This is a genomic window from Mycolicibacterium sphagni, assembly GCF_002250655.1.
GTDB lineage: Bacteria > Actinomycetota > Actinomycetes > Mycobacteriales > Mycobacteriaceae > Mycobacterium > Mycobacterium sphagni.
In genome coordinates this window covers 92,233-115,810 of record NZ_NOZR01000013.1, presented here as the reverse complement: position 1 = coordinate 115,810, position 23,578 = coordinate 92,233, and the positions used below count along the sequence as shown (strand labels likewise).

Here is a 23,578-nt window from a genome sequence, read left to right as displayed (position 1 = left end):
GCATGTGGCGCCAACCCAAGGCCGTCTGGGCCGTCGCGTTCGCATCCGTCGTGGCCTTTATGGGCATCGGTCTCGTCGACCCGATCCTGAAACCCATCGCCGACAACCTCAACGCCACACCGTCACAGGTGTCGCTGCTGTTCACCAGCTACATGGCGGTCATGGGCGTGGCGATGCTGATCACCGGCGTAGTGTCCAGCCGCATCGGCCCGAAACGCACACTGCTGGTGGGCCTGGTGATCATCATCGCCGGTGCCGGCCTGGCCGGGATGAGCGACACCGTGATGGGCATCGTTGGCTGGCGCGCCCTGTGGGGATTGGGCAATGCCCTGTTCATCGCGACCGCGCTGGCCACCATCGTCAACTCCGCCCGCGGCTCGGTGGCCCAGGCCATCATCCTCTACGAGGCGGCGCTGGGGTTGGGCATCGCGGTCGGCCCGCTGGTCGGCGGCGTGCTCGGCGGAATCTCGTGGCGCGGGCCGTTCTTCGGGGTGTCGGCGCTGATGGCCGTCGCGCTGGTGGTTACGGCGTTACTGTTGCCCGAAACACCACGCCCGCAACGGGTTACGACGCTCGCCGATCCATTCCGGGCGCTGCGTCACCGGGGCCTGCTCGGGGTATCCATCACCGCACTGCTGTACAACTTCGGGTTCTTCACCCTGTTGGCGTTCACTCCCTTTCCGCTCAACATGTCGGCCCACGAAATCGGACTGATCTTCTTCGGCTGGGGCCTGTGCTTGGCGCTCACGTCGGTGGTCGTCGCCCCGTGGCTGCAACACCGGTTCGGCACCGTACGAGTACTGCTGGTGAACCTGCTGTGCTTCTCCACGCTGCTGGCGGTGATGGCCCTACTCACCGAGAACAGGGCGGTTCTGGCCGCCTGCGTGGTGGTGGCCGGCCTGTTCATCGGCGTCAACAACACGCTGATCACCGAAACCGTCATGAAGGCGGCACCCGTCGAACGCGGCGTGGCCTCAGCGGCCTACAGCTTCATGCGATTCAGCGGCGCGGCCGTCGCACCGTGGCTGGCCGGGGTGCTGGGCGAGCGGGTCAGCGTGCACTTGCCGTTCTGGGTGGGCGCTGGTGCGGTGCTGGCCGGGGCGGGTGTTCTCGCAGTGACGGCCCGGTATCTGAGCGGTATTGACACACCGGAGGATGAGCTCGAGGAGATCACCGACCAGGCCACCGCGGTGACCATCGGCAGCGACAGCTGAGCGGGGCGGGGGCCGACCCCGAGGAGAACGATGCAGTTCTGGTGCGGCACCCCCTTCATGAAGCCGACCGAAGCGGTCGCGGTGGCGCGCATGATCGACGAAGCCGGCTACGACGGCATGATCTGCGCCGATCACCTGATCTACCCGCGCGATCTGCGCTCGCCGTATCCGTCGCCGTCAGGACGGCCGGGCTGGTCGCCCGAGACCGCATGGCCTGATACCTGGGTGCTGATCGGGGCGATGGCCGCGGTTACCACGCAGCTGCGGTTCTCCAACGCCGTCTACATCGCGCCGGCCCGTCCCCTGGTGGAGGTCGCCAAGCAGGTGGCGACGGCGGCGGCGCTGTCCGAGGGCCGAGTATCGCTCGGCGTGGGAATCGGTTGGATGCGTGAGGAATACGAGCTGCTGGGGCAAGAGTTCGGGAACCGCGGTAAACGGCTAGACGAGATGATCCCCGCGCTGCGGGCGCTGTGGCAGGGCGGTTGGGTGTCATGGAGCGGCCGGTACTACCAGGTGCCGGAGATGATGATCGAGCCGCATCCACCGCAGCCGGTGCCCATCCTCTGCGGCGGCGAATCCGACGCCGCACTGCGCCGCGCAGCCTCGTTGTGCGACGGGTGGATCGGCACGGCCTACACCTGGGACGCCGCGGAGGCCTACATCGCCAAGCTTGACGCGCTGCGCCGCGAATTCGGCCGCGCTGATCAACCTTTCGAGATCATGCTGGCGCTCATGGATCCGCCGTCACCGGATCTGTACAAGCGGGCCGAAGACATCGGGATCACCGCGGTGATGTGCGCCCCGTGGATGACGGATCCCTCCGTCGCCGCCGGCGGCGATGTCGAACGCTTCCGCGGCCCGATTGAGCGGTTCGCCGAAACCGTTATCGCCCAAAGCCGTTGAGCGTTCACATCCAGACGGCGGCATTCGCGCTCTCCCTGGGCTGAGCCAGCAGGTGGCCGGCGCCCAACAGGTTGCCGGTGATGATGGTGCAGAACCGAAACATCGCGATGTCGAAGATGCTGTTGTTCATCGGCTGCTCGATGAAGTGCCCGAGGCGTTCGGCGCCGATGAACACGACCATCAGCAGCAGGCCGATCCCCACGCCGGCATAGGGGTGAGACGAGCCGTCCAGCCGGCTGAAGGCCATGACGGAGAAGAACCAGGCCAGCGCCCGGATGAAGATTTCGTACTGCAGCGGGATCGGCTCATTGCGAATGCGTTCCAGACCGCTCTGGGCAGTGACCAGAGCGGTGTTGACGCCCATCAGCATCACGCGGGCCTGGTCGTCGATATTGCCCGCGGCGGACAACGTCTGGATATCGACGGCCTGGCGGGTCAGCAAGTCGGTAGCTGTGATGTCGATGGAATCTTCCGGCGTCAGGTCGGCGACCCCCGGGACCGCGGTGACCCCCCGCAGATCCGCGGCGAGCTGCCAGGCGTAGCGGACCTGGCGACGGCGCATCCGATCCAGGATGGGGGCCATCTCGGGTGCCCCGGTGTCGACCGAATACAGGGTGTTGTGGGTGGCGCGGGAGTTGATGATGACATTGCCCCACAGCGTGCGGGCTTCCCACCAGCGGTTGTAGGCGGTGGTGTTGCGAAAGCCGATGAACACCGAGGCACCGATACCGAGCACGGACAGCACGGCCGAGGCGTAGTCGATCTGGGTGGGATCGGGAATCGGGATCAGGATGGCGGCCACCACCACGATCGCCAGCAGATCCCAACGCATCCGCTTGCAGAGCAACCAGCAGACCTTGAGCGGCCCTAGCTTCCCGACACTGCGAATCACCGCGTCAGAGTATTACCCGCCGCCTCAGAGCAGCGCGTCGACAAGATTTCCGACCGCATACGTCGCGGCGATCGCGATGGCCCCGAATACCAGCTGTCGTCCGCCGCCGAACCACATCGAGCCTTTGGTGAATCGGGCGGCCACCGCGCCGGCCACCAATAACCCGACGCTGCTACACGCGAGGCCCACCCACAGTGACTGCGAGCCCAGCAGATACGGCAGCAGCGGCACGATCGCGCCAACCGCGAACATCAGGAACGACGAGACAGCGGCGACCACCGGCGAGGGCTTCTCCCGCGGATCGACGCCCAACTCCTGCACGAGGTGGAAGTTCACCGCCCGTTCCTCGTCGCGGTGGATCTCCTCGGTGGCCGTGCGTGCCGTGGCCTCCGTCATCCCCATCTCCATCAGCATCGCGACCAGTTCGGTGCGCTCGGCCTGCGGATGACGTTCGAAGGAGCGCCGTTCGACGCGCACCTCGGAGTCGATCTGCTCGTTGGCCGTCGAGACGGATGTGAATTCGCCGAGCGCCATCGAGAACGCACCCGCGAGCAGTCCGGCCACACCGCTGAGCACCACCGTGTGGGCGCCCGCCCCGGCCGCCACCCCGGCGATGAGAGCGCTGTTACTGACCAATCCATCCATCGCACCGAACGTCGCAGCACGCAGCCAGCCACCGGTGACGTCGGCATGGCGATGGTCAATGTCGTGCGGCAACACGACTTTTTGCCTGCGCGTGATGTCCCCGCCGGAGTCCGACATGTCGCCCATTGAACGCCATGCGAGAGACTCACATCGACTCAGGTTTGCCTGTGTTTGCCACATCCGCGTTTACAGAAGTGGCCGCGGGGATACTTTCGGTGGATGACCACCACTGCGGAACATCTCCGTAACGCGCTCGACGGCCGCTGGCGAGACGTCAAGAACGCCGTCCGCACCGAACTCTCCACCGAGATCTTCAAACCGCACTACACCCCCAACACGGCGATCGCGCGCGCGAAGGTCGCCGAGCAGATGAAGATCATGGCTGCCGCCGGCGCCGCGGAGGACGGGTTCCGAAAAGAGCACGGCGGCAACGGCGACGCGGGTGCCGCGGTCACCCGCATCGAGATGCTCGCGATGTCCGACCTGTCGCTGATGGTCAAGGCAGGCGTGCAGTGGGGATTGTTCGGTGGGGCCATCGAGAACCTGGGCACCGAGCGCCACCACAAGGCCTATGTGCAGCGCATCATCGACCTGGACCTGGTGGGCTGCTTCGGGATGACCGAGACCGGCCACGGCAGCGACGTGCAGTCGCTCGAGACGACGGCCACCTACGACCCGGCGACCGAAGAATTCGTGATCAACTCGCCCACCCCGAGCTCCCGCAAGGACTACATCGGCGGTGCGGCCGAAACAGCCCGAGTGTCAGCCGTTTTCGCTCAGCTCATCACCGGCGGCGAATCACACGGGGTGCACTGTTTCGTGGTGCCGATCCGCGACGAGGACGGCAACGACCTGCCGGGCGTTACCACATCGGATTGCCTCTACAAGGGTGGGCTGCCCGGTGTCGACAACGGCCGGATCATGTTCGACAACGTCCGCGTTCCGCGGGAGAACCTACTCAACAAGTACGCCGACGTCGCGCCGGATGGCACCTACTCCTCCCCGATCGAGAACCCCAACCGGCGTTTCTTCACCATGCTGGGCACACTGATCCGTGGGCGGGTCACCGTCGGCGGTAGCGCGGGCGCCGCAGCGCGGGTGGCCCTTGACATCGCCGTGCGGTATGCCTTGGAGCGCAAGCAGTTCAGCGCGCCCGATGGCGAAGGCGAAGTGCTGATCATGGACTACCTGGTGCATCAACGCCGGTTGTTCCCGCTGATCGCCCGCTCGTATGCGCTGCAGTTCGCCCAGAACGAGTTGGTGGCCAAGCTGCACGAGGTGCAGACCTCGGACAACCCCGACGCCGAAGAGCAGCGCGAGCTGGAATCCCGGGCGGCCGGCCTGAAGGCCGCCAATACCTGGCACGCCAGCGCCGCGATCCAGGAGGCTCGCGAAGCCTGCGGCGGTGCAGGCTATCTCGCTGAGAACCGGCTGATCGCCCTGCGTGCCGACACCGACGTGTTCACCACGTTCGAGGGTGACAATCACGTGCTGACGCAGCTGGTGGCCAAGGAGCTTCTGACCGCCTACGCCGACGACGTCAAGGGCATGAGCCCGGTGGAGTGGGTGCGCTTTGCGGCCAACTTCGCCGGCGACCGGGTGCTGAAAAGGACTGCGGCCGAAGCGATCATGCAGACGATCGTCGACTCGCGGCAGGACAGCGAGGAGGAAGGCAGCCTCTTCAACCGCGGCACGCAGGTCAAGATGTTCGAGGACCGCGAGCAGTATCTGCTGTCCTCGGTGGCGCGCCGGCTCCAGGGCAAGGCCAAGGAGATGAGCGCGTTCGACGCCTTCAACGCCGTGCAGGATCACGTGCTGCACACCGCCAAGGCGCATATCGACCGGATCGTGCTCGAGGCGTTCGTCGCCGGCGTCGATGCCTGCGAGGACACCGAGGCGCGCCGCATTCTGGGCCTGGTGTGCGACCTGTACGCGCTGTCGGTGATCGAGGACGACAAGGCCTGGTTCATCGAACACCGCTACCTGTCCACCGAGCGGGCCAAGGCCGTGATCCGCGCTATCAATGATCGATGCCGGGCGCTGCGGCCGTACGCGGAGTTACTGGTCGACGGCTTCGGAATCCCTGAGCAGTTGCGCTACGCGGAGATGCTGCATCCCGAGAATCTGAACTAATGCCTAGCCCATCGTTTTGACAATTTTGACAAAACAGGTGGGCTGACGCAGTAACGTCGCGGCCGTGGAATTGAGGCTGCAACGCATCGGCGCATGGTGCGGAACGATCATGATCCTGCTGTACGGCACGTGCATGTCGGGATTGGCTCGGCTGTTCCCGCCCATATCGCCAGTCTGGTCGCCGACCGAGGTCGCCGAGTTCTTCGTCGACCACAAGATCTGGATCCGCATCGGCATCGCCGGCTGCCTGCTGACATCGGTGATCGCGTTGCCGTTCCTGGCCACCATCGTGCTGCGGATCCGCCGGGTCGAAGGGCAGTGGGGCATGCTGACGGTGACCCAGCTGTTCGCGGCGACGATTTTCGTTCCCGCCCTGCTGTTTCCGTTCCTCGTGTTGGCCGCGGCATCGTTTCGGCCAGAGTCCAGGCCGCCGGAGATCACGCAGGCACTCGACGACGTGTTCTGGCTGATGTTCATCGGCATCGTCGGCACGATCATCGTGCAGAACATCACGCTGGCTATTGCGTCGTTCATCGACAAGACCGAGCCGCAGACGTTCCCCCGCTGGTATGGCTACCTGAATCTGTGGGTGGCGCTGCTGTCACTGCCCGGCTGCGTGGTCGTGGTTTTCAACGACGGACCGCTGGCCTGGCACGGGGTGTTCGCGTTCTACGTCCCCGGCCTGGCGCTGGTGATCTGGCTGATTTCGACCACGATTGTGCTGGACCGCGGGATCAAGGCTCAGCAGCGTGCCGAAGCGTCATGACGGCAGTCGGCGAACCGGCACCAGCTAACGCGCGACGCATCCCCGGCGAACAGGGCACCTGGGTATTCCTGTTCGGCGACATGCTGGTGTTCGCGGCTTTCTTCGCCACGTTCATGGTCGAACGATCAAAGGCGCCAGAGGTTTTCGACGCCGCACGCAAGACGCTGCATGTCAACATCGGCCTGGTCAACACGCTGGTGCTGCTGACCAGCTCGCTGTTTGTGGTGGCGGCGATCGGCGGTCTGCGCACCCGCGCCCGCACCATCGCCGCCAGAGCGCTGCTGATCGCGATCGGCTGCGGTGTGGTGTTCGTGGCGCTGAAGGTCACCGAATACGTCTTGCTGGTGGGCGCGGGGCACACCGCGGGCGCCAACCACTTCTACCTGTACTACTTCATCCTCACCGGGCTGCACCTGCTGCACGTCTGTATCGGGATCGTCGTGCTGGTGTTGCTGCTGACCCAGACGCGGCGGACCGGGCTGTCGGCCACCCGGCTCGCGGTCATCGAAGGCGGCGGCTGCTTCTGGCACCTGGTCGATCTGTTGTGGATCGTCCTGTTCCCACTCCTGTACCTGGTGAGCTGATGTGGGCGTTGATACGCAACCGTGCCGGCGTCAGCTGGCTGATTCTGGTGGGCGCGACGCTGGCGTCGTGGGCCCTGGGCCACGACCACGGCATGGGTTCACTGGTGGCCGTAGGCGTCTTGGCCATCGCCGCGATCAAGGTGCGTCTGGTGGGCCTCGACTTCATGGAATTGCGCCTCTCCCCGATCCCGCTGCGGCTGGCGTTCGAGGTGTACTGCGTGGCGTTGTGGGCGCTGCTGTCCGGCCTGTATTTGTGGCTCTGACGCGTGGTCTCCGCGGTATGCGTTTTTGACGCCGCGCAGCGGCTTTAGCAAAGCGCAGGTGGACCTCGTTCTAATGCGGCAAGCTGCATGAATACCCCCATCTGTGAATTTTCTGCCAATTGTCGTCCGCGTCTATTTTTTAGGCCGTGCAGGGTGTCGGCTTAACGAAACTCATGGTGCGGGGGCGGACATGGCGGCTGGGCAGCGGGCGACAACGGCAGCAAAGACCAGGGCGAGAGGCAAGAGGGGGCGGCACCGCGCGGCCTCATATCACCGTGAGCCGTATGCCTGGTTGGGCACGGCTGCCCTGACGCTGGGTGTGGGTGCCGCCCTCGCCGGGTCCGGGGTGGCCCACGCTGACACCACCGGGACGGGCGGTTCCTTGTTGTCGAGCCATAACGGCAGCCCCGCGTCTTCGACGTCCAGATCGGCGGCCGGCAATCCGTCAGGCAAGGCAGCACCCCCTGCGACGAGTGGCGCCTTCAAGGTGGCGTCTGCCGCCAACACTTCTAACACCAACGCCGCCGGCGCGAGCACGCGCGCCCCGAAGCGCTATCCGCGCCCGGCTGCCGGCACCGACAACACCTCACCGCACGCCGGGTCGCCCACAGCCGCCGACAGTACCGCGAACATCCCCGTCGTGGCAGTTGCTCACGCCGCGACCGCCACGGCGACTGGGACCGCCGGTGGAGCCGCCACATCGGTGACCCCGGCCGCCTCTCCCGCAGCACCGGCCAACCCTTTGGTGAGTTTGTTGGCGGGGGTGTTGTCGTTGTTCGGGGCCAACGCCCCGAGTGCACCCACCAACCAACTCGGCGCGCTGCTGTGGGGATTCTTCCGGGATATCGAAACCGCGAAAACCATTTCGTACAAGGATGCTTCGACCGGCGCCGGCAATGTGGCCGGCAGCGCAGCCGCCAGCCCGGTCAACGCGAGCAGTCCTGTGATCACCACCATCGGTGTGGGCAGCACGCCGGCCGGAGACGCGATCAGCCCCAATGGCAAGCTGCTCTACGTCGCAAATTTGGGTGATGGCTCCAGCGCGGGAACGGTGTCAGTGATCAACACCGCCACCAACAAAGTCACCACCACCATCACGGTGGGCGTCGCACCGTTCGCGGTGGCGGTCAGCCCCACCGGCAGCCATCTCTACGTCGCCAATCTCGGTGATGGCTCCAGCGCGGGAACGGTGTCAGTGATCAACACCGCCACCAACAAAGTCACCACCACCATCACCGTGGGTGTTGGCCCAGCTGGGGTGGCTGTCAGCCCCGACGGCAGCCATCTCTACGTCGCCAATCTAGGTGATGGCTCCAGCGCGGGAACGGTGTCAGTGATCAACACCGCCACCAACAAAGTCACCAACACCATCACCGTGGGCGACGGACCCGAGGGGGTGGCGGTCAGCCCCAACGGCAAGCTTCTCTTCGTCACGAACTACGGCGATGGCTCCAGTGCCGGAACGGTGTCGGTCATCAACACCGCCACCAACAAAGTCACCAACACCATCACGGTCGGTATCGCCCCCGTCGATGCTGCGGTCAGCCCGAAGGGCAACCAGCTATATGTCGTCAACCAGGGTGATGGCTCCAGTGCCGGAACGGTGTCGGTCATCAACACCGCCACCAACAACGTCAGCACGAGCATCCCGGTAGGCAGCATCGCCGGTGCGGTGGCTTTCAACCCGGCCGGCACGCTTGCCTACGTCACGAACGACGGCAACGGCTCCAGCGCTGGAACGGTGTCGGTGATCAACACCGCCACCAACAACGTCATCGCGAGCATCGCTGTCGGCACCGCACCAGCAGACGTGACAATAAGCCCCACCGGCACCGTGGCCTACGTCACCAACGAGGGCAGCAACACGGTATCGGTGATCAATACCAATCCACAGCCCGTCGCGGGCACCCCCACCGTGGGCACTCCCAATCCGACCACCGGGATCGTAACCGGCACAGTGGGTTTCACCGAGCCTGGCAACCTGCCGCTGACCTACACGGTCAGCACCAGCCCCACCAAAGGAACCGTGACGATCAATTCGGTCGGAGCGTTCACCTACGCTCCCACCACCGCGGCGCGGCTGAAAGCAGGCACCACCACCACCCGGGTCACTGACACCTTCACCGTCACCGCCAGCGACGGGGTCGCCTCCACCTCCGAGACCGTCACCGTGACGGTTTCCCCGCTCGTGGACAAGCCAATCGCGGGCACCCCAACCGTGGGCACTCCCAATCCGACCACCGGGGTGGTCACCGGCACTCTGGGGTTCACCGAGCCAGCCGGTAAACCTCTGACCTACAGCGTCACCACCGCCCCCGTCGATGGAGCGGTCACCGTCAGCACCGCGGGCTCCTACACCTACACCCCGACCACCGCGGCCCGCCAGAAGGCCACCTCCACCACCACCGACACCTTCACCGTCACCGCCAGCAACGGGACTGCCTCCACCACCGAAACCGTCACCGTTCCGATCGCACCCGTTGCTGCCACGGGCACTGTGAGCACCGTTGGCGCGATCACCCTGAACGGCGACAGCTACTACCAGGGTTACGGGGAAGTCAGTCCCGATGGCACCCGCGCAATCGTCATTGCACACACCTCGAGCACGGTCACTCGGGAAGTCCTCAGCACACAACTCGCACTGATGAACACTGCCACCGGCAGCCAGATCGGCAAGACAATCACCGTGACCGGCCTCGGGGAGGGACTATTCAGCTACGACGGCACCCACGTGGTCTATACCAGCCAGCCGGTGGACGCGGCCACCGGCAGCCAAATCGTGTCAGCGACGTTGCTCAACCCTGTAACCGGCGCACAGGTCGGCAGCACGTTCAGCCTGCCCGGCAGCAGCGAGAGTGCACAGTTCAGTCAAGACAGCACCCGCTTGCTCGTCAGCGACCTGACCAACAGTGGTACGGGTACTCCGATTGACAACACGCAGGTTGCAGTGCTCAACACCGCCACCGGTGTCCAAGTCGGCAAAACGTTCGCCCTCCCCGGTATCGGGTACGCCGAGATCAGTTCCGACGACACCCGTATTTACGTCAGCACCAACAGCTTTAACGTTACGACGAATACCTCGACCTTCCGGTTCGCTGTGGTAAACGCCGTCACCGGCGCCCAGATCGGCACCACACTCACTCTGACCGGTACAGGTCCGACTGAAGGGGAGTCGACCGTCGAGCCCAACGGCACCCGGGCCCTCATCACCGACCAAACGCAGAACGCAGCCACCGGCACGTACACCACACAAGTTCTGGTGCTCAACACCGCCACCGGCGCGCAGGTCGGCACCACCCTGACCCTGTCCGGGTCGGGGACAGGAGCTATCAGTCCGGACCAAACCCGCTTCGTCGTCACCAGCTCTGGGTTCGATCCGACCACCGCGGCCACCCAGGTCGTGGTCATCGACCCCACTACCGGAACCCAGATCGGCACGACGCTCGCGGTGCCCGGCGAACGAGACGGGTCGTCGTTCAGCTGGGCGACCGCCGGAGCAGATAGCAGCCGCCTGCTCGTCGCCACCTACTCCCAGAACGCAACCAGCGGCATTTACACCACCCATGTGGCCGTGATCAACACCGCGACCGGCGCCCAGATCGGCAGCACGTTCACCCAGACCGGTCAGGCGTTCGGGGGTCCGACATTCAGCACCGACAACTCCCGGATCTTCGTGGGCACTTTCGCCCACAATGCCGACGGCAGCCAGACCTTCCGCGACTCGGAGATCAACGCTGCCACCGGCATCCAGATCGGCACCACATTCAGCCAGACAGGACTGGCGGGATTCACCAGTCAGACGTACAACTCCAACGCGTCCAACGCCTCCAACGCCGTTCTCACCACCTACACAGAGAATACGACCACAGGTAGCTACACCACCCACATCTCGGTGATCAACGGCGCGACAAGCGCCCAGCTCGGAACGACTGTGACGCTGCCCGGAGAACAGCCTGTGTCGGCGCCTTCGCCGCTGTTCAGCGAGAGCACCGGCAACGTTGTGGTCACGACAACCGCCCAAGCCGCCACCGGCGGTTACACCACTCAGCTCGCAGTGGTCAGCACCTCCACCGGCGCACAGGTCGGCTCCACGTTCGCCCTGCCCGGCAACCTCATATCGGCATATGAGAACGTCGCCAACACCCTCGCCTTCATCACCACCACCGCTAGCAACGCCGACGGCAGCTACACCACCCGGCTCGTGGTGATCAACGTCGCCACCGGAGCACAGATCGGCACCACCTACGCGATCACCGGCGGCATCGGCGACTGGGTGTCCTATAACTACCAAGGCGACCCGGCCTTCATCGGCACGTATTCGTCGCCCACGGCGAACGGCGGGACGATGACCGCGACACTTCTCAAGATCACCTAGGGAATCGAGGTTGTCACACGTCACCCACCGGTTGGCGACAAAAGGCTCGTGGTCGTCCGGCGAGGTGCGTCGTTGTCAGATCGCACCGAAAATGCCTGAGCTGCAAAGGCTCTCGTCAATCCCCACCAAGAGCCGCTCGCAGCGGCAGTTCCCCGGGTCACAGCTCGTGACACAACGAATGCTGGGCCATAAGTCAGCCGGTCCCCGCTATCTTTACGCCTGGCGGCGCGACCGAGTTTGCGCCCGGATCACCGGGTCTTCGGTTTCGAGTAGTCCAGTACTCGTCCCCGCCGCTGCGACTGGTGCGATGATTCACCTCATCACCTGACCGACAAAGATCGGTCATCAGCATCCCTTGCGGGGGTCACCATGGATCTGTCTGTTCGCTCTTACCCAACGGGTCTGGCTGCCGCCAGCACAATGATCGTCGCCCTGGGCCTTACCCTTGCCCCACCTCCGGCACTTCACGGTGTGTCGTCTCAGATCGAGGCCCGCGTCATGCAGCTCGACGCCGCCGTCGCCGCCCAGGTCCCCCCTGTGGCCGCCGGAGTTCGCCCAGCATCAGCCGCCGCGATCTCCGCTGTTGCCGCGGTGACGCCCACGACCAACCCGCTCACCTCGGTGGCGCAGGGGCTGCAGTCGTTGACACAACAGCTGCGGTCGTTTGTGGTGGGCGTGGTTGGGGAGATAGCGTTTGTTTCCTTCCTCGGCTTCATTGCGGTCTACGATCTGCTCTTCCTCCCGCTACTCGGCCCCGACGGGCAGCTACCCTCCTGGGTGGTCCAGCTTGAATCCTGGGTGGCGAAGGTCATCCAGGGGGTGGCTGCCGTCTTGCCGGTCAATGCGGCCAGCAGTGTCGTCAAGCCGAACAATCCGGGCATGCAGGCTGATTCGGCGAAACCCAAACACGTCGCTGATACCCCAATCGTTGCGACGCCCGCTCTCCTGGCTGCGGGGGCCGGCCACCCTAAGAACACCGCCACCGTGGCAGTGCCGACGACCAAGAAGACCGCAGCTCCAGCGGCGGCCACTGGTCAAGGCAGAAGCGGCAGGAAATAATCCAACCGGAGACACCGACTTCGGCGCGAGGCTGCAGACGGTGTTTGCTCTTTGATCAGTCCCATCCGTGGGACAAGCTGATTGCAGCAGCCGCGAAATCAGATGGTGCGGTGCGCCGGTGCCGGCTGGAGATCTTCACATCCGGCGAAACCAGCTGCACCTGTGATGACTCACCTCGGCAATCCTGCTCCCCCGCTTGGACTCGAACCAAGAACCGTCCGATTAACAGTCGGAAGCTCTGCCAATTGAGCTACAGGGGACTACCTTCCCGCGCTTGCGCTGTGCGGGCCGGAGAGTGACTCTAGCTTACCGGGGACCTTCGACGCCAAAACGGGTGGACGGGCGCGAACCCAGCCGCGTCAGGCAGGATGGTGAGGCGAGGTTTGAGGAAGGGAACGCTGTGATTCAGTATCTGGCCGTGCTTGGCGTCGGTTATGTGTTGGGCACCAAGGCCGGCCGTAAGCGCTACGAGCAGATCGTCGGCACCTACCGCGCGCTCACCGACAACCCCGCCACCAAATCCGTGATCGACGCCGGGCGCCGCAAGCTTGCCGACCGGGTGTCACCGGACCCGGATCCGAAGATGGTCCAGCTGACCCAGATCGACGCCGAAACCACCGTGGTGGAACCACGGCGGTCGGAATCTCAGTAAAAGATTCAGCCCAGCGGAATGCTGATGGTCTGACCCGGCAGCAGCGGGCCGGTGCTCACGCCGATACCGCCGCCGGGCATTGAGCCGGCGTTGGGACCGTAAACGCCGAGCTGCGGGGTGCCCACGCTGACGTTGTTGTTCGAGTAGCTCAGGCACTGTCCGTCGCCACGGGAGCCGAACCACGCCAGGCAAGTGCCACCAGGAGACGCCGAAGCGGTCGGGGCGGTCAGCTCAGCCAGAGCCGGCACGGCAGCAGCAGCCACGGCAAGCGCGCCAGCAGCGGCTATACGCCGGGCACGGGTGTTCGCGGTAGTCATATCTGACCTTTCGCTCCAGACAGGCAGTCCGTTAACCATAGCCTGCTGACAGCTATCACGCAGTAAGGTCGTCGCCGCTGGCCTGTTCGAGCAGGCTGCGCCGATACGCCTCCAACGCCACCAGGTCGCCGAACAGGGCGTGATATTCGTCTCCCTGCTCCACCGGGGACATCCGCTGCAGCTTGGACTTGACCTCGGCGACCTGCCGACCCACCCAAACCTCCTGAAGGCGGGCCAGCACCCCACCGATATAGCGTGGCAGTCTCTCCTCGTCCTCAACCCGGATCGCCTCGACGCCCAGCTCGGTGATCAGGCCTGCCGTCGCCGCGGCACTTGTCTGCTCCCGCACCTTGTCGATCCACCGGGCACCGATCACACCCGACGACGTACCGCCGGCGGTCTCGATGGCGGTGCGCACCGCGGCGTAGCCGGGATGGGTGAAGCTCTCCACGGTCAGCGAATCGAAGACCGGGCCGGCCAACGCCGGGTACTGCAGTGCCGCCTTGAGCGCTTCGCGCTGCGGCCACAGCGTCGGATCGCGAGGGTCGGGCCTGCGGGCACCGACCTCGGCCGCGCTCAGACGCGCGGGCGCCGCGCGCCGATTGTCACCGCGCGCCCCGGGCTTGTGCCCAGCCTCCGCGCGGACTCGCCCGATCACCTGGGCGACGTCGTCCCAGCCGACCCAGCCGGCCAGCTGGCGGGCGTACTCGTCGCGCAGCGTCGGATCCTTGATCTGGGCGACCATTGGCACGCAGCGGCGCAGGGCCGCCACCCGGCCTTCGGCCGCATCGAGATCGTGCTCGGCCAGCGCGGTGCGGATGGCGAACTCGAACAGCGGCGTGCGCCGGGCCACCAGATCCCGCAGCGCGGTATCGCCGAAATGAAGCCTGACGTCGCACGGATCCATCCCGGCCAACTTCTCGTCCGAGGCCACAGCCACGAAGCTCTGGCCCGCCAGGTTCTGTTCGCCCGCGAACGCCTTGAGCGCGGCCGCACGCCCGGCGGCGTCGCCGTCGAACACGTAGATCAGCTCGCCGCGAAAGAACTTGTCGTCCATCATCAGTCGCCGCAGCATCGAGAGATGTTCGTCGCCGAACGCGGTGCCGCACGAGGCCACCGCCGTGGTGACGCCGGCGAGATGCATCGCCATCACGTCGGTGTAGCCCTCGACGACGACGGCCTGATGTCCTTTGGCGATATCGCGCTTGGCCAGGTCGATGCCGAACAAGACGTTGGACTTCTTGTACAGCACGGTCTCGGGGGTGTTGACGTACTTGGCTTCCATCTGGTCGTCGTCGAAAATCCGGCGCGCCCCGAAGCCGACGGTCTCACCGCTCGCGCTGCGGATCGGCCACAGCAGCCTGCGGTGGAAGCGGTCCATCGGGCCGCGCCGACCCTCACGGGACAGCCCGGCGGCTTCGAGTTCCTTGAACTCGAAGCCTTTTCGGATCAGATGCTTGGTCAGCGAATCCCAGCCCGATGGGGCGAAGCCACAGCCGAACTGGCGAGCCGCGGCGGCATCGAAATTGCGCTCGGTGAGGTACTTCCTGGCCGGCGCGGCCTCCTCGGATTCCAGTGCGGCAGCGTAGAACTCCTGTGCGGCGGCGTTGGCTGCGGTCAGCCGGCTGCGACTGCCGCGGTCGCGCTGCACACTGGTGCCGCCGCCGCTGTAGGTCACGCTGTAACCGACGCGGTCGGCCAGCATCTCCACGGCTTCGACGAAGCTGACGTGTTCGATCTTCAGGATGAAGGCATAGACATCGCCGCCTTCCCCGCAACCGAAGCAGTGGAAGTGACCGTGGTTAGGCCGCACATGGAACGACGGTGACTTCTCGTCGTGGAACGGGCACAGGCCCTTCAGCGAATCGGCGCCCGCCCGGCGCAACTGTACGTAGTCGCCGACGACGTCTTCGATACGGACCTGGTCACGGATTGCGGCGATATCGCGTTCGGGGATCCGACCCTTCCGGTCCCCGCCCCCGCCCAACGCTGCAGCCATCGGCACAGTCTAGAGCTCGCGGACGCGGGTGCTGTGCGCGTCGATGCGCTCCAACCTGCCCTCGGTGAATGACGCGATCTGGTCGACGACCACTCGCATCCGGGCCGCGTCGTCGACGGCGGCATTGAACTCCGGGGCGAAGATCGGATCCAGTGTCGCGGGCGCACCGTCGAGCAGCCAGTGCGCCACCTCGTGGATGCGTTCCCGCTGTCGCGCCTGCAGTTCGAGATGCCGCGGGTCGGACATGATGAACTGCAGCGCCAGCGTCTTGAGCAGCGCGACCTCGGCGCGGACCGTGGCCGGCACCTGCAGATCCGCCTGGTAGCGGACCAGCGGTTGGGGCCCGGCCACCTCGTGGGTCAACCGCACCGCCGCCGAGGCGAACCGCCCGACCAGCTCGCTGGTCAGCCGCTTGAGTGCCACCGACGCCGACAGAGTTCCGTCGTACTTGCCGACTCCGGCGACCACCGGCAGCTGAGACAGCCGCTGCGCCGCGGCCTCCAGCTCGTCAGCGCTCAGACCCTCCGACTGCCCCAGCCTCCCCAGCGCCGCAGCGGCGTCGTCGTCGGCCAGCACCCGCAGGTCGATGCGGCCCGACACCACGCCGTCCTCGACGTCGTGCACCGAGTAGGCCACGTCGTCGGCCCAATCCATCACCTGGGACTCCAGGCAGGGGCGGTACGCCGGCTTGCCGCCGCGCACCCAGTCGGCGAGTTGGCGGTCGTCTTCATAGAAGCCGAATTTGCGACCGCGTTCGCCGCGGAACCACGGGTATTTGGTGACGGCATCAAGGCCGGCGCGGGTCAGGTTCAGACCTACGCTACGACCTTGCGCATCAAGCACTTTCGGCTCAATTCGGGTGAGGATCCGGAAGTTCTGGGCGTTGCCCTCGAAGCCGCCGCAGGCGGCCGCGAACTCGTCGAGCGCGCGTTCCCCGTTGTGGCCGTACGGCGGATGACCGATGTCGTGGGCCAACCCCGCCATGTCGACCAGGTCAGGATCGCAGCCCAGCGGTACCGCCATGCCCCGCCCGATCTGGGCGACCTCGAGGGAGTGGGTCAACCGGGTGCGGGGGTTCTCGCTCTCCCGCGGCCCGACCACCTGGGTCTTGTCGGCCAGCCGGCGGAGGGCCGCACAGTGCAGGACGCGAGCGCGGTCGCGGGCGAAGTCGGTGCGGTGCTCGGTCGACGTGCCAGGCAGCCCGGCACTCTTCGGGGGTTCGTGCACCACCCGCTCACGGTCGGCCGCGTCGTACTGGCCGTGCTCATTCGTTGTCACCGAAGCACAGTCTGCCAGCACCGTCCTACTACATTGGAAGCTCATGCGCCTCGCTCGTGTGCTCAGCCTCCTTGCGGCCATTCTGACCGCCGTCACTCTGGTGGCACCCGTCGCGGCGGCCGAACCACCCTTCCGACTCCCGGACTACGTCACTGACAACGCCGGCGTCCTGGACGACGGACAGCTCGCGAACGTGCAGCATGCGGTCGACGCGCTTTACCGCGACCGGCACGTCCGGCTGTGGGTGGTCTACGTCGACTCCTTCGCCCCCAAGACGGCGGTGAGCTGGACCGAGGAGACCCGGCGCGCCAGTGATCTGAGCGACCAGGACGCCATCCTGGCGATCGCGACCAAGCAACGCTCCTATGCGTTCCTGGTGCCGTCGGCGGCCGCAGGTGGGGCCACCTCGGCCCAGGTCGACAACGTGCGCCTGAACCAGGTCGAGCCGGCGTTGCACAACGGCGACTGGACGGGTGCGGCGATCGCGGCGGCCAACGGGCTTGCGGGGCTCAGCGCCACCAAGACCGGTGGGTCCGGCGTATCGGCGTTGATTCCGCTGGTAATCATCGCGGGGCTGATCGTGCTGGCGGTCGTGGTGCTGTTGCTGTGGAGCCGCCGGCGCCGCCAAAAGCGGCACGAAGCCGAGGTGGCAGCCGCCAAGCGGGTGGATCCGACCGATCCCAATGCGCTGGCATCGGTCCCGCTCGATGCCCTCGACGAGCTGTCTCGGTCGATCGTCGTCGATGTGGACAACGCCGTGCGCACCAGCACCAACGAATTGGCCTTGGCTGCTGAGGATTTCGGTCAGCAGCAGGCCGACCGGTTCAACAGGGCCGTCGAGAATGCGAAAGTCACCTTGCAGCAGGCGTTCAACGTACGCCAGCAACTCGACGACGCGATTCCCGAAACTCCGGCCCAGCGCCGGGATCTGCTCACCCGGGTGGTGGTCGCGGCCGCGCAGGCCAACCGGGAACTGGACGCCCAGACCGAGGCGTTCCATGAACTCCGAGACCTCGTGCTCAACGCGCCCGACCGGCTCGACGGGCTGACCCAGAAGCTGGTGGATGTCAGCGCCCGCATCGATCCCGCCCAGGCCACGCTGACCCAGCTGCACACCGAGTTCGCCGACACCGCACTGGCTTCGGTGGCCCGCAACGTCGCCGCCGCCAAGGAGCGGCTGGACTTCGCCGACCACTCGATCAGCCGCGCCCGCGAATTGGCAGCCAAACCTGTGTCCGGCGAACAGGGCGAACTCGTCGACAGCGTGCGCTCCGCCGAATCGGCTCTGCAGCAAGCCGGTTCGATGCTCGACGCGGTTGACAGTGCGGCCAGCGATATCCGGCACGCGGTGGCCACCCTGCCGTCGGCGATCGCCGACACCCAGCAGGGCATCAACCAGGCGGTAGCGCAGCTCACCCAGGGCGGGCTGTCCAACACCGACGAGCTGACAGCGGCGCGCGACGCCGCGGTCGCCGCCGTGACGGCGGCACAGACTGACGGAACCTCCGACCCGCTGGGGGCATTCACCCAGCTGACCCAGGCCGACGCGGACCTCGACCGGCTACTGGCCGGTGCCGCCGAGGAGCGTGACACCGCCGAGCGGCTAGGCCGGTCGTTCGACCAGGCGCTGTTCACCGCCCAATCGCGGGTGCGTTCCGTGTCGGACTACATCGACACCCGCCGCGGCAGCGTCGGACCCGAGGCACGGACCCGCCTCAACGAGGCCGTGCGCCAGCTGGAAGCCGCCCAGGCCAAGCAGAAGACCAATGTCACCGAGGCCATTGCGCACGCCAATGGCGCGTCGATGCTGACCGCACAGGCCCAACAGCTGGCCAACAGCGATGTGCAGTCCGCCCAGCGGACGTACATGAATCACCATGGTGGAGTGGGCGGTTCGTCGAACATGGGCGCGGTGATCGGCGGGCTCATCCTCGGGAACATCCTGTCCGGCGGCGTGCGCGGCGGACTCGGAGGTGGCGGCGGCTGGACGTCGAGCACCTACGGCGGATCGCAGGGACCCGCCGCAGGCGGCGACATGTTCGGCGGCGGCGGGCGCTTCTAGCCGCGCAGGCGCGTCGAGAGGTAGTCGACCACCGAGTCGATCCCGATGCGTTCCTGGGTCATCTGATCACGCTCGCGCACCGTGACCGCGTGATCCTCGAGCGTGTCGAAATCGACCGTCACGCAATACGGCGTGCCGATCTCGTCCTGGCGGCGGTAGCGACGGCCGATCGCGCCGGCGTCGTCGAACTCGATGTTCCAGTACTTGCGTAGCTCGGCGGCCAGGTCCTTGGCCTTCGGCGTCAGGTCGGCGTGCCGCGACAGCGGCAGCACGGCTGCCTTGACCGGTGCCAACCGCGGGTCCAGCCGCAGCACCGTACGCTTGTCCACCCCACCCTTGGCGTTGGGGGCCTCATCCTCGGCGTAGGCGTCGACCAGGAACGCCATGAACGAACGGGTAAGTCCCGCTGCGGGTTCGATAACGTAGGGGATGTAGCGGGTGTCGGCTGCCTGGTCGTAGAACGACAGGTCGGTACCGGAATGCTCCGAGTGGGTCTTGAGGTCGAAGTCGGTGCGGTTGGCGATGCCCTCCAGCTCACCCCACGGGTTGCCCTGGAAGCCGAACTTGTACTCGATGTCGGTGGTGCCCGCCGAGTAGTGCGACAGCTTCTCCAGCGGATGCTCGTAGAGCCGCAGGTTGTCGCGGTTGATGCCGAGGTCGACGTACCACTGCAGACGAGTGTCGATCCAGTACTTGTGCCACTCGGGTGCGGTGTCGGGCTCGACGAAGAATTCCATCTCCATCTGCTCGAACTCGCGGGTGCGGAAGATGAAGTTGCCCGGGGTGATCTCGTTGCGGAAGCTCTTGCCGATCTGGCCGATACCGAACGGCGGCTTCTTGCGCGACGTGGTCACCACGTTGGCGAAGTTCACGAAGATGCCCTGCGCGGTCTCCGGGCGGAGGTAGTGCAGGCCCTCCTCGGATTCGATCGGCCCGAGGTACGTCTTGAGCATCATGTTGAATTCGCGGGGCTCAGTCCACTGACCCTTGGTGCCGCAGTCCGGGCAGACGATTTCGGTCATCGGCACCGCGTCCGGGCTGGCATAGCCCTTCTTCTCGCCCCCCTTTTCGAAGAAGGCCTCCTGAAGGTGATCCTGGCGATGACGCTTGTGGCAGTTGAGGCACTCGATGAGCGGGTCGTTGAACACCTCGACGTGGCCGGAGGCGACCCACACCTCGCGCGGCAGGATGATCGAGGAGTCCAGGCCGACGACGTCGTCGCGGCCGGTCACCACCGATCGCCACCACTGGCGCTTGATGTTCTCCTTCAGCTCGACACCCAGTGGGCCGTAATCCCAGGCCGACTTGGTCCCGCCGTAGATCTCGCCGGCGGGGTAGACCAAGCCACGACGCTTGGCCAGGTTGACGACGGAATCGATGACGGACGCCACGTTGGGTGCCACTCCTTGGGTTGTATGGGGATAACAGCCATACAGCCTAACGACACGCACACACTGGTTTTGACATGCGTGATCGTGCATGGAAAAGTGGAGCGTCAAGTGGAAATCGTTTCCAATAAGCCGGGAGGTGGTGAGATGTCCGCACCCACCCATGGCCGAGTCGACGACCTGTCGTCGCCGCGAGCCGACATCCTGGAACATGCCGGTGAGTTGCTACGCGCGCTAGCGGCACCGGTCCGCATCGCGATCGTGCTGCAGCTGCGGGAGTCGCAGCGGTGCGTGCACGAGCTCGTCGACGCCCTCGACGTGCCGCAGCCCCTGGTCAGCCAGCATCTGCGGATCCTGAAGGCCGCCGGAGTGGTAGCCGGGGAACGCTCGGGGCGCGAGGTGATGTACCGGCTGGTGGACGACCACCTGGCAGAGATCATCGTCGCCGCGATCAGCCACGCCAGCGAGGAGCGACAATGACCGGCGCTGAGGTTCGCCCCCGCGCAGCTGCCACCGGAGTGCGCGCCACCCGTCAGCGCGCGGCGATCATCGCGCTGCTCGACACCGTCGACGAATTCCGCTCGGCCCAGGAGCTGCACGACGAACTGCGCCGCCGCGGCGAGAACATCGGGCTCACCACCGTGTACCGGACATTGCAGTCACTGTCGGCGGCCGATCTGGTGGACATGGTCCGCACCGACACTGGAGAGTCGGTCTACCGGCGCTGCGAAGGCGATGACCATCACCACCATCTGGTGTGCCGCACCTGCGGCGCGGCCGTCGAGGTCAGCGGACGTGAGGTCGAAGCCTGGGCCGCCGAAGTGGCTCAGGAGCATGGGTTTTCGGATGTGAGCCACACCATTGAGCTGTTCGGCACCTGCGCGCAGTGCCTCAGCTGAGCGCTAGTCGGTGAGGGCGCGGCGGGCATCGGCACCGCCGGCCAGCACCATCAGCACCAGCGTCTGCAGCGCCTGGTCCGTGAGCCCCTCGCCGGGAAAGTTGTAGCGCAGCATCACATCCCCGCGCTTGCCGGTTTGCTCCGCCAGCGTCACGGTGCCGAGCATCGTCGAGGATGCTTGTGCCGCAACACGTTTACGTAGATCGGCGTTCAGCGGCAGATCCCATGCCAGTACCTGCGTCACCGACACCATCTCGATGTCCTCGGCGATGGTCACCGTCCGCAGTGAGGCGAACGTGCCCTCGTAGCGCAAGGTCAGCGCGCCATCGGGTTCCACCTCGACGGGTATCACCGCGGTGAGCGCCTCGGCCAGCCGAACCCCGGACTCCACGATCAGGCCCGGCCGAAGCGCCGGTTGCGCTCGGCGTACTCCTCGCACGCCGCCCACAGGTCACGCCGATCGTAGTCGGGCCAAAGCTTGTCCTGGAACACGTATTCGGCGTAAGCGGCCTGCCACAGCATGAAGTTGCTCGAGCGCTGCTCCCCCGACGTCCGGATGAACAGGTCGACGTCGGGAATGTCGGGCCGGTGCAGATACTCGGTGATCGTGGCCTCGTTCACCCGTTCCGGATCGACCCGCCCGGCCACCGCGTCACGGGCGATATTCCTTGCCGCCTCGGCGATTTCGGCCCGGCCGCCGTAGTTGACGCAGTAGTTGACGGTGATGACGTTGTTGCCCACCGTCATGTTCTCGGCGATGTCGAATTCTTTGATGACGCTGCGCCACATCCGCGCGCGCGACCCCACCCAGCGCATCCGCACACCCATGGCGTCGAGGTTCTCGCGCCGCCGGCGCACCACCTCGCGGTTGAAGCCCATCAGGAAGCGCACCTCTTCGGCACTGCGCCGCCAGTTTTCGGTGGAGAACGCATAGACCGTCAGATGCTGAACGCCGATCTCGATGGCTCCGCAGGTGATGTCGATCAGCACCGCCTCGCCCATCTTGTGGCCTTCGGTGCGGCTCAACCCGCGCTGGGTGGCCCAGCGGCCGTTGCCGTCCATCACGACGGCAACGTGCTTGGGCATCTGGTCGGCCGGGATGGCCGGCGGCACGGCCTTAGAGGTGTGCTGGGGCGGGCGGCGCGGCCCGCCGTCGGGCGAGGGCGGCAGCTCGGGGAACACCACCGGCCACACCGAGGTGTCGGGAAACATCGGGTAGTCGTCGGGCGCCGGGGGCAGCTGCGGAAATTGCTCTTTCCGCTTGCGGTCAGCCCCCCGCCACGAGCTGGTCACCCGGTTCATCGCCATAGGCCTCATCCTGCCTGAACATCTCCTTAACGTGATTGGCGGGCTGCCGGTAGACACGCTCCACCAGCGGCAGCGTCCGCAGCTGGCGTTCCAGATGCCACTGCAGGTGCGCGGCCACCAAACCGCTGGCATGGCTACGGTGCGCCGACGACGACGCCTCCGCGGCCTCCCAGTCGCCGTCGTGCAGCGCCGACATCAGGTCGATCACCGCCTGCGGCGGAGTGGTCGAACCCGACGGACGACAGTGCATGCAGACACTGCCACCAGCGGCGATGTGGAAGGCGCGGTGCGGGCCCGGCGCCGCACAGCGGGCGCACTCGATCAGCGAGGGCGCCCAGCCTGCGATACCCATAGCCCGCAGCAGGTAAGCGTCCAAGACCAGCTCACGCGATCGCGTGCCGTCGGCGACCGCCCGCAGCGCACCGACGGTGAGCCGGTGCAGCGCGGTCGCGGGGGCGCGCTCCTCCCCGGCCAGCCGCTCAGCGGTTTCCAGGACCGCGCAGGCGCTGGTGTAGCGGCCGTAGTCGCTGACGATGTCGGCGGCGAAGGCGTCGATGGAGACCACCTGGGTGACGATGTCGAGGTTGCGGCCGGGATGCAGCTGGACGTCGATATGCGCGAACGGCTCCAGCCGGGACCCGAACTTACTGCGGGTACGGCGCACTCCCTTGGCCACCGCGCGGACCAGACCATGGTCGCGGGTCAGGAGGGTGACGATGCGGTCTGCTTCACCGAGCTTGTGCTGGCGCACCACAACAGCCCGATCCCGATACAACCGCATCCGGAAAGTTTCCCATCGCAATGCGACATAACCGCGGACGCGCGCCGATAATCTCGACTCG

22 protein-coding genes and 1 tRNA gene are annotated in these 23,578 nt (G+C 66.0%); 12 read left to right on the top strand and 11 right to left on the bottom strand.

Going from position 1 to position 23,578, the window contains the following annotated elements; all coding sequences use genetic code 11:
• Positions 1-2 precede the first annotated feature (2 nt).
• Both CG716_RS16555 and CG716_RS16550 read left to right on the top strand, forming a co-directional pair.
• Positions 3-1,214, top strand: coding sequence for an MFS transporter (locus CG716_RS16555; protein WP_094481459.1), 1,212 nt, complete (start codon positions 3-5; stop codon positions 1,212-1,214).
• Between the two features lie 30 nt (positions 1,215-1,244).
• Entirely contained in the window at positions 1,245-2,117 is an 873-nt protein-coding gene (locus tag CG716_RS16550; RefSeq protein ID WP_094481457.1) for a TIGR03619 family F420-dependent LLM class oxidoreductase, read from the top strand.
• A 4-nt stretch (positions 2,118-2,121) separates the two neighbouring features.
• Here the strand turns inward: CG716_RS16550 and CG716_RS16545 are convergent, their stop codons facing one another.
• Both CG716_RS16545 and CG716_RS16540 read right to left on the bottom strand, forming a co-directional pair.
• Positions 2,122-3,009: a bestrophin family protein gene (locus CG716_RS16545; protein WP_094481455.1), complete on the bottom strand. Its 888-nt coding sequence runs from the start codon at positions 3,007-3,009 to the stop codon at positions 2,122-2,124.
• A 24-nt stretch (positions 3,010-3,033) separates the two neighbouring features.
• A complete protein-coding gene (locus tag CG716_RS16540; RefSeq protein WP_094481551.1) occupies positions 3,034-3,771 on the bottom strand; it encodes a VIT1/CCC1 transporter family protein in 738 nt (245 codons plus the stop codon).
• A 102-nt stretch (positions 3,772-3,873) separates the two neighbouring features.
• Here CG716_RS16540 and CG716_RS16535 point away from each other — a divergent pair, with 102 nt between their 5' ends.
• The 4 genes from CG716_RS16535 (at position 3,874) to CG716_RS16520 (ending at position 7,400) form a co-directional block, all read left to right on the top strand.
• Entirely contained in the window at positions 3,874-5,787 is a 1,914-nt protein-coding gene (locus tag CG716_RS16535; protein ID WP_094481453.1) for an acyl-CoA dehydrogenase family protein, read from the top strand.
• 109 nt (positions 5,788-5,896) lie between these two features.
• Positions 5,897-6,553, top strand: coding sequence for a hypothetical protein (locus tag CG716_RS16530; protein WP_094481549.1), 657 nt, complete (start codon positions 5,897-5,899; stop codon positions 6,551-6,553).
• On the top strand, positions 6,550-7,137 hold the full coding sequence (locus CG716_RS16525; RefSeq protein ID WP_094481451.1) for a cytochrome c oxidase subunit 3: 588 nt from the start codon (positions 6,550-6,552) through the stop codon (positions 7,135-7,137). The genes CG716_RS16530 and CG716_RS16525 overlap by 4 nt, the downstream gene beginning before the upstream one ends.
• Positions 7,137-7,400: a cytochrome C oxidase subunit IV family protein gene (locus tag CG716_RS16520; RefSeq protein ID WP_094481449.1), complete on the top strand. Its 264-nt coding sequence runs from the start codon at positions 7,137-7,139 to the stop codon at positions 7,398-7,400. The genes CG716_RS16525 and CG716_RS16520 overlap by 1 nt, the downstream gene beginning before the upstream one ends.
• Before the next feature lie 270 nt (positions 7,401-7,670).
• Here CG716_RS16520 and CG716_RS30225 read toward each other — a convergent pair whose 3' ends face one another.
• The gene (locus CG716_RS30225; protein WP_165774178.1) at positions 7,671-7,853 is read right to left on the bottom strand and encodes a hypothetical protein; all 183 of its coding nucleotides are present in this window, start codon (positions 7,851-7,853) and stop codon (positions 7,671-7,673) included.
• 34 nt (positions 7,854-7,887) lie between these two features.
• On the opposite strand from CG716_RS30225, the gene CG716_RS16515 reads away from it, so the two are divergent.
• Positions 7,888-11,775: a YncE family protein gene (locus CG716_RS16515; protein ID WP_165774177.1), complete on the top strand. Its 3,888-nt coding sequence runs from the start codon at positions 7,888-7,890 to the stop codon at positions 11,773-11,775.
• A gap of 369 nt (positions 11,776-12,144) precedes the next feature.
• Entirely contained in the window at positions 12,145-12,834 is a 690-nt protein-coding gene (locus tag CG716_RS16510; RefSeq protein WP_133066954.1) for a hypothetical protein, read from the top strand.
• Positions 12,835-13,021: 187 nt separating this feature from the next.
• On the opposite strand, the gene CG716_RS16505 is transcribed toward CG716_RS16510, so the two are convergent.
• Positions 13,022-13,094, bottom strand: a tRNA-Asn gene (locus tag CG716_RS16505).
• 140 nt (positions 13,095-13,234) lie between these two features.
• On the opposite strand from CG716_RS16505, the gene CG716_RS16500 reads away from it, so the two are divergent.
• Positions 13,235-13,486 carry a hypothetical protein gene (locus tag CG716_RS16500; protein WP_094481547.1) on the top strand — a complete coding sequence of 84 codons (252 nt, stop codon included), beginning with the start codon at positions 13,235-13,237 and terminating at the stop codon, positions 13,484-13,486.
• 5 nt (positions 13,487-13,491) lie between these two features.
• On the opposite strand, the gene CG716_RS16495 is transcribed toward CG716_RS16500, so the two are convergent.
• Genes CG716_RS16495 through CG716_RS16485 form a run of 3 tightly spaced genes read right to left on the bottom strand, consistent with a single transcriptional unit; the run spans position 13,492 to position 17,125 of the window.
• A complete protein-coding gene (locus CG716_RS16495; RefSeq protein WP_094481443.1) occupies positions 13,492-13,803 on the bottom strand; it encodes a DUF7155 family protein in 312 nt (103 codons plus the stop codon).
• 55 nt (positions 13,804-13,858) lie between these two features.
• Positions 13,859-15,802: a DNA primase gene (gene dnaG / locus CG716_RS16490; RefSeq protein ID WP_094481545.1), complete on the bottom strand. Its 1,944-nt coding sequence runs from the start codon at positions 15,800-15,802 to the stop codon at positions 13,859-13,861.
• Between the two features lie 9 nt (positions 15,803-15,811).
• Positions 15,812-17,125 (bottom strand): deoxyguanosinetriphosphate triphosphohydrolase, encoded by a 1,314-nt coding sequence (locus CG716_RS16485; RefSeq protein WP_275988074.1) that lies wholly within the window; start codon positions 17,123-17,125, stop codon positions 15,812-15,814.
• On the opposite strand from CG716_RS16485, the gene CG716_RS16480 reads away from it, so the two are divergent.
• Positions 17,124-19,142 (top strand): TPM domain-containing protein, encoded by a 2,019-nt coding sequence (locus CG716_RS16480; protein ID WP_094481439.1) that lies wholly within the window; start codon positions 17,124-17,126, stop codon positions 19,140-19,142. The two genes, CG716_RS16485 and CG716_RS16480, sit on opposite strands and share 2 nt — an antisense overlap.
• Here the strand turns inward: CG716_RS16480 and CG716_RS16475 are convergent.
• Complete coding sequence (locus tag CG716_RS16475; protein WP_094481543.1) at positions 19,139-20,533, bottom strand: glycine--tRNA ligase; 1,395 nt, start codon at positions 20,531-20,533, stop codon at positions 19,139-19,141. The two genes, CG716_RS16480 and CG716_RS16475, sit on opposite strands and share 4 nt — an antisense overlap.
• A 144-nt stretch (positions 20,534-20,677) precedes the next feature.
• On the opposite strand from CG716_RS16475, the gene CG716_RS16470 reads away from it, so the two are divergent.
• Complete coding sequence (locus tag CG716_RS16470) at positions 20,678-21,010, top strand: ArsR/SmtB family transcription factor (RefSeq protein WP_094481541.1); 333 nt, start codon at positions 20,678-20,680, stop codon at positions 21,008-21,010.
• Positions 21,007-21,429: a Fur family transcriptional regulator gene (locus CG716_RS16465; RefSeq protein ID WP_094481437.1), complete on the top strand. Its 423-nt coding sequence runs from the start codon at positions 21,007-21,009 to the stop codon at positions 21,427-21,429. The genes CG716_RS16470 and CG716_RS16465 overlap by 4 nt, the downstream gene beginning before the upstream one ends.
• 3 nt (positions 21,430-21,432) lie before the next feature.
• Here the strand turns inward: CG716_RS16465 and CG716_RS16460 are convergent, their stop codons facing one another.
• From CG716_RS16460 to recO, 3 genes are read right to left on the bottom strand one after another with little or no spacing between them, the layout of a single operon-like run.
• Positions 21,433-21,819, bottom strand: coding sequence for a hypothetical protein (locus CG716_RS16460; protein ID WP_094481436.1), 387 nt, complete (start codon positions 21,817-21,819; stop codon positions 21,433-21,435).
• Between the two features lie 2 nt (positions 21,820-21,821).
• Positions 21,822-22,736: a decaprenyl diphosphate synthase gene (locus CG716_RS16455; RefSeq protein WP_207760700.1), complete on the bottom strand. Its 915-nt coding sequence runs from the start codon at positions 22,734-22,736 to the stop codon at positions 21,822-21,824.
• On the bottom strand, positions 22,696-23,517 hold the full coding sequence (recO, locus tag CG716_RS16450; RefSeq protein ID WP_094481434.1) for a DNA repair protein RecO: 822 nt from the start codon (positions 23,515-23,517) through the stop codon (positions 22,696-22,698). The genes CG716_RS16455 and recO overlap by 41 nt, the downstream gene beginning before the upstream one ends.
• Positions 23,518-23,578: the final 61 nt, after the last annotated feature.

Coding starts and splice junctions, on each gene's coding strand:
- CG716_RS16510 (WP_133066954.1), top strand. CDS start 12,145: ATGGATCTGTCTGTTCGCTCTTACCCAACGGGTCTGGCTGCCGCCAGC.
- CG716_RS16540 (WP_094481551.1), bottom strand. CDS start 3,771: ATGTCGGACTCCGGCGGGGACATCACGCGCAGGCAAAAAGTCGTGTTG.
- CG716_RS16535 (WP_094481453.1), top strand. CDS start 3,874: ATGACCACCACTGCGGAACATCTCCGTAACGCGCTCGACGGCCGCTGG.
- CG716_RS16495 (WP_094481443.1), bottom strand. CDS start 13,803: ATGACTACCGCGAACACCCGTGCCCGGCGTATAGCCGCTGCTGGCGCG.
- recO (WP_094481434.1), bottom strand. CDS start 23,517: ATGCGGTTGTATCGGGATCGGGCTGTTGTGGTGCGCCAGCACAAGCTC.
- CG716_RS16555 (WP_094481459.1), top strand. CDS start 3: ATGTGGCGCCAACCCAAGGCCGTCTGGGCCGTCGCGTTCGCATCCGTC.
- CG716_RS16550 (WP_094481457.1), top strand. CDS start 1,245: ATGCAGTTCTGGTGCGGCACCCCCTTCATGAAGCCGACCGAAGCGGTC.
- CG716_RS16455 (WP_207760700.1), bottom strand. CDS start 22,736: ATGGCGATGAACCGGGTGACCAGCTCGTGGCGGGGGGCTGACCGCAAG.
- CG716_RS16530 (WP_094481549.1), top strand. CDS start 5,897: ATGATCCTGCTGTACGGCACGTGCATGTCGGGATTGGCTCGGCTGTTC.
- CG716_RS16485 (WP_275988074.1), bottom strand. CDS start 17,125: ATGAGCTTCCAATGTAGTAGGACGGTGCTGGCAGACTGTGCTTCGGTG.
- CG716_RS16465 (WP_094481437.1), top strand. CDS start 21,007: ATGACCGGCGCTGAGGTTCGCCCCCGCGCAGCTGCCACCGGAGTGCGC.
- dnaG (WP_094481545.1), bottom strand. CDS start 15,802: ATGGCTGCAGCGTTGGGCGGGGGCGGGGACCGGAAGGGTCGGATCCCC.
- CG716_RS16525 (WP_094481451.1), top strand. CDS start 6,550: ATGACGGCAGTCGGCGAACCGGCACCAGCTAACGCGCGACGCATCCCC.
- CG716_RS16470 (WP_094481541.1), top strand. CDS start 20,678: ATGTCCGCACCCACCCATGGCCGAGTCGACGACCTGTCGTCGCCGCGA.
- CG716_RS16520 (WP_094481449.1), top strand. CDS start 7,137: ATGTGGGCGTTGATACGCAACCGTGCCGGCGTCAGCTGGCTGATTCTG.
- CG716_RS16480 (WP_094481439.1), top strand. CDS start 17,124: ATGCGCCTCGCTCGTGTGCTCAGCCTCCTTGCGGCCATTCTGACCGCC.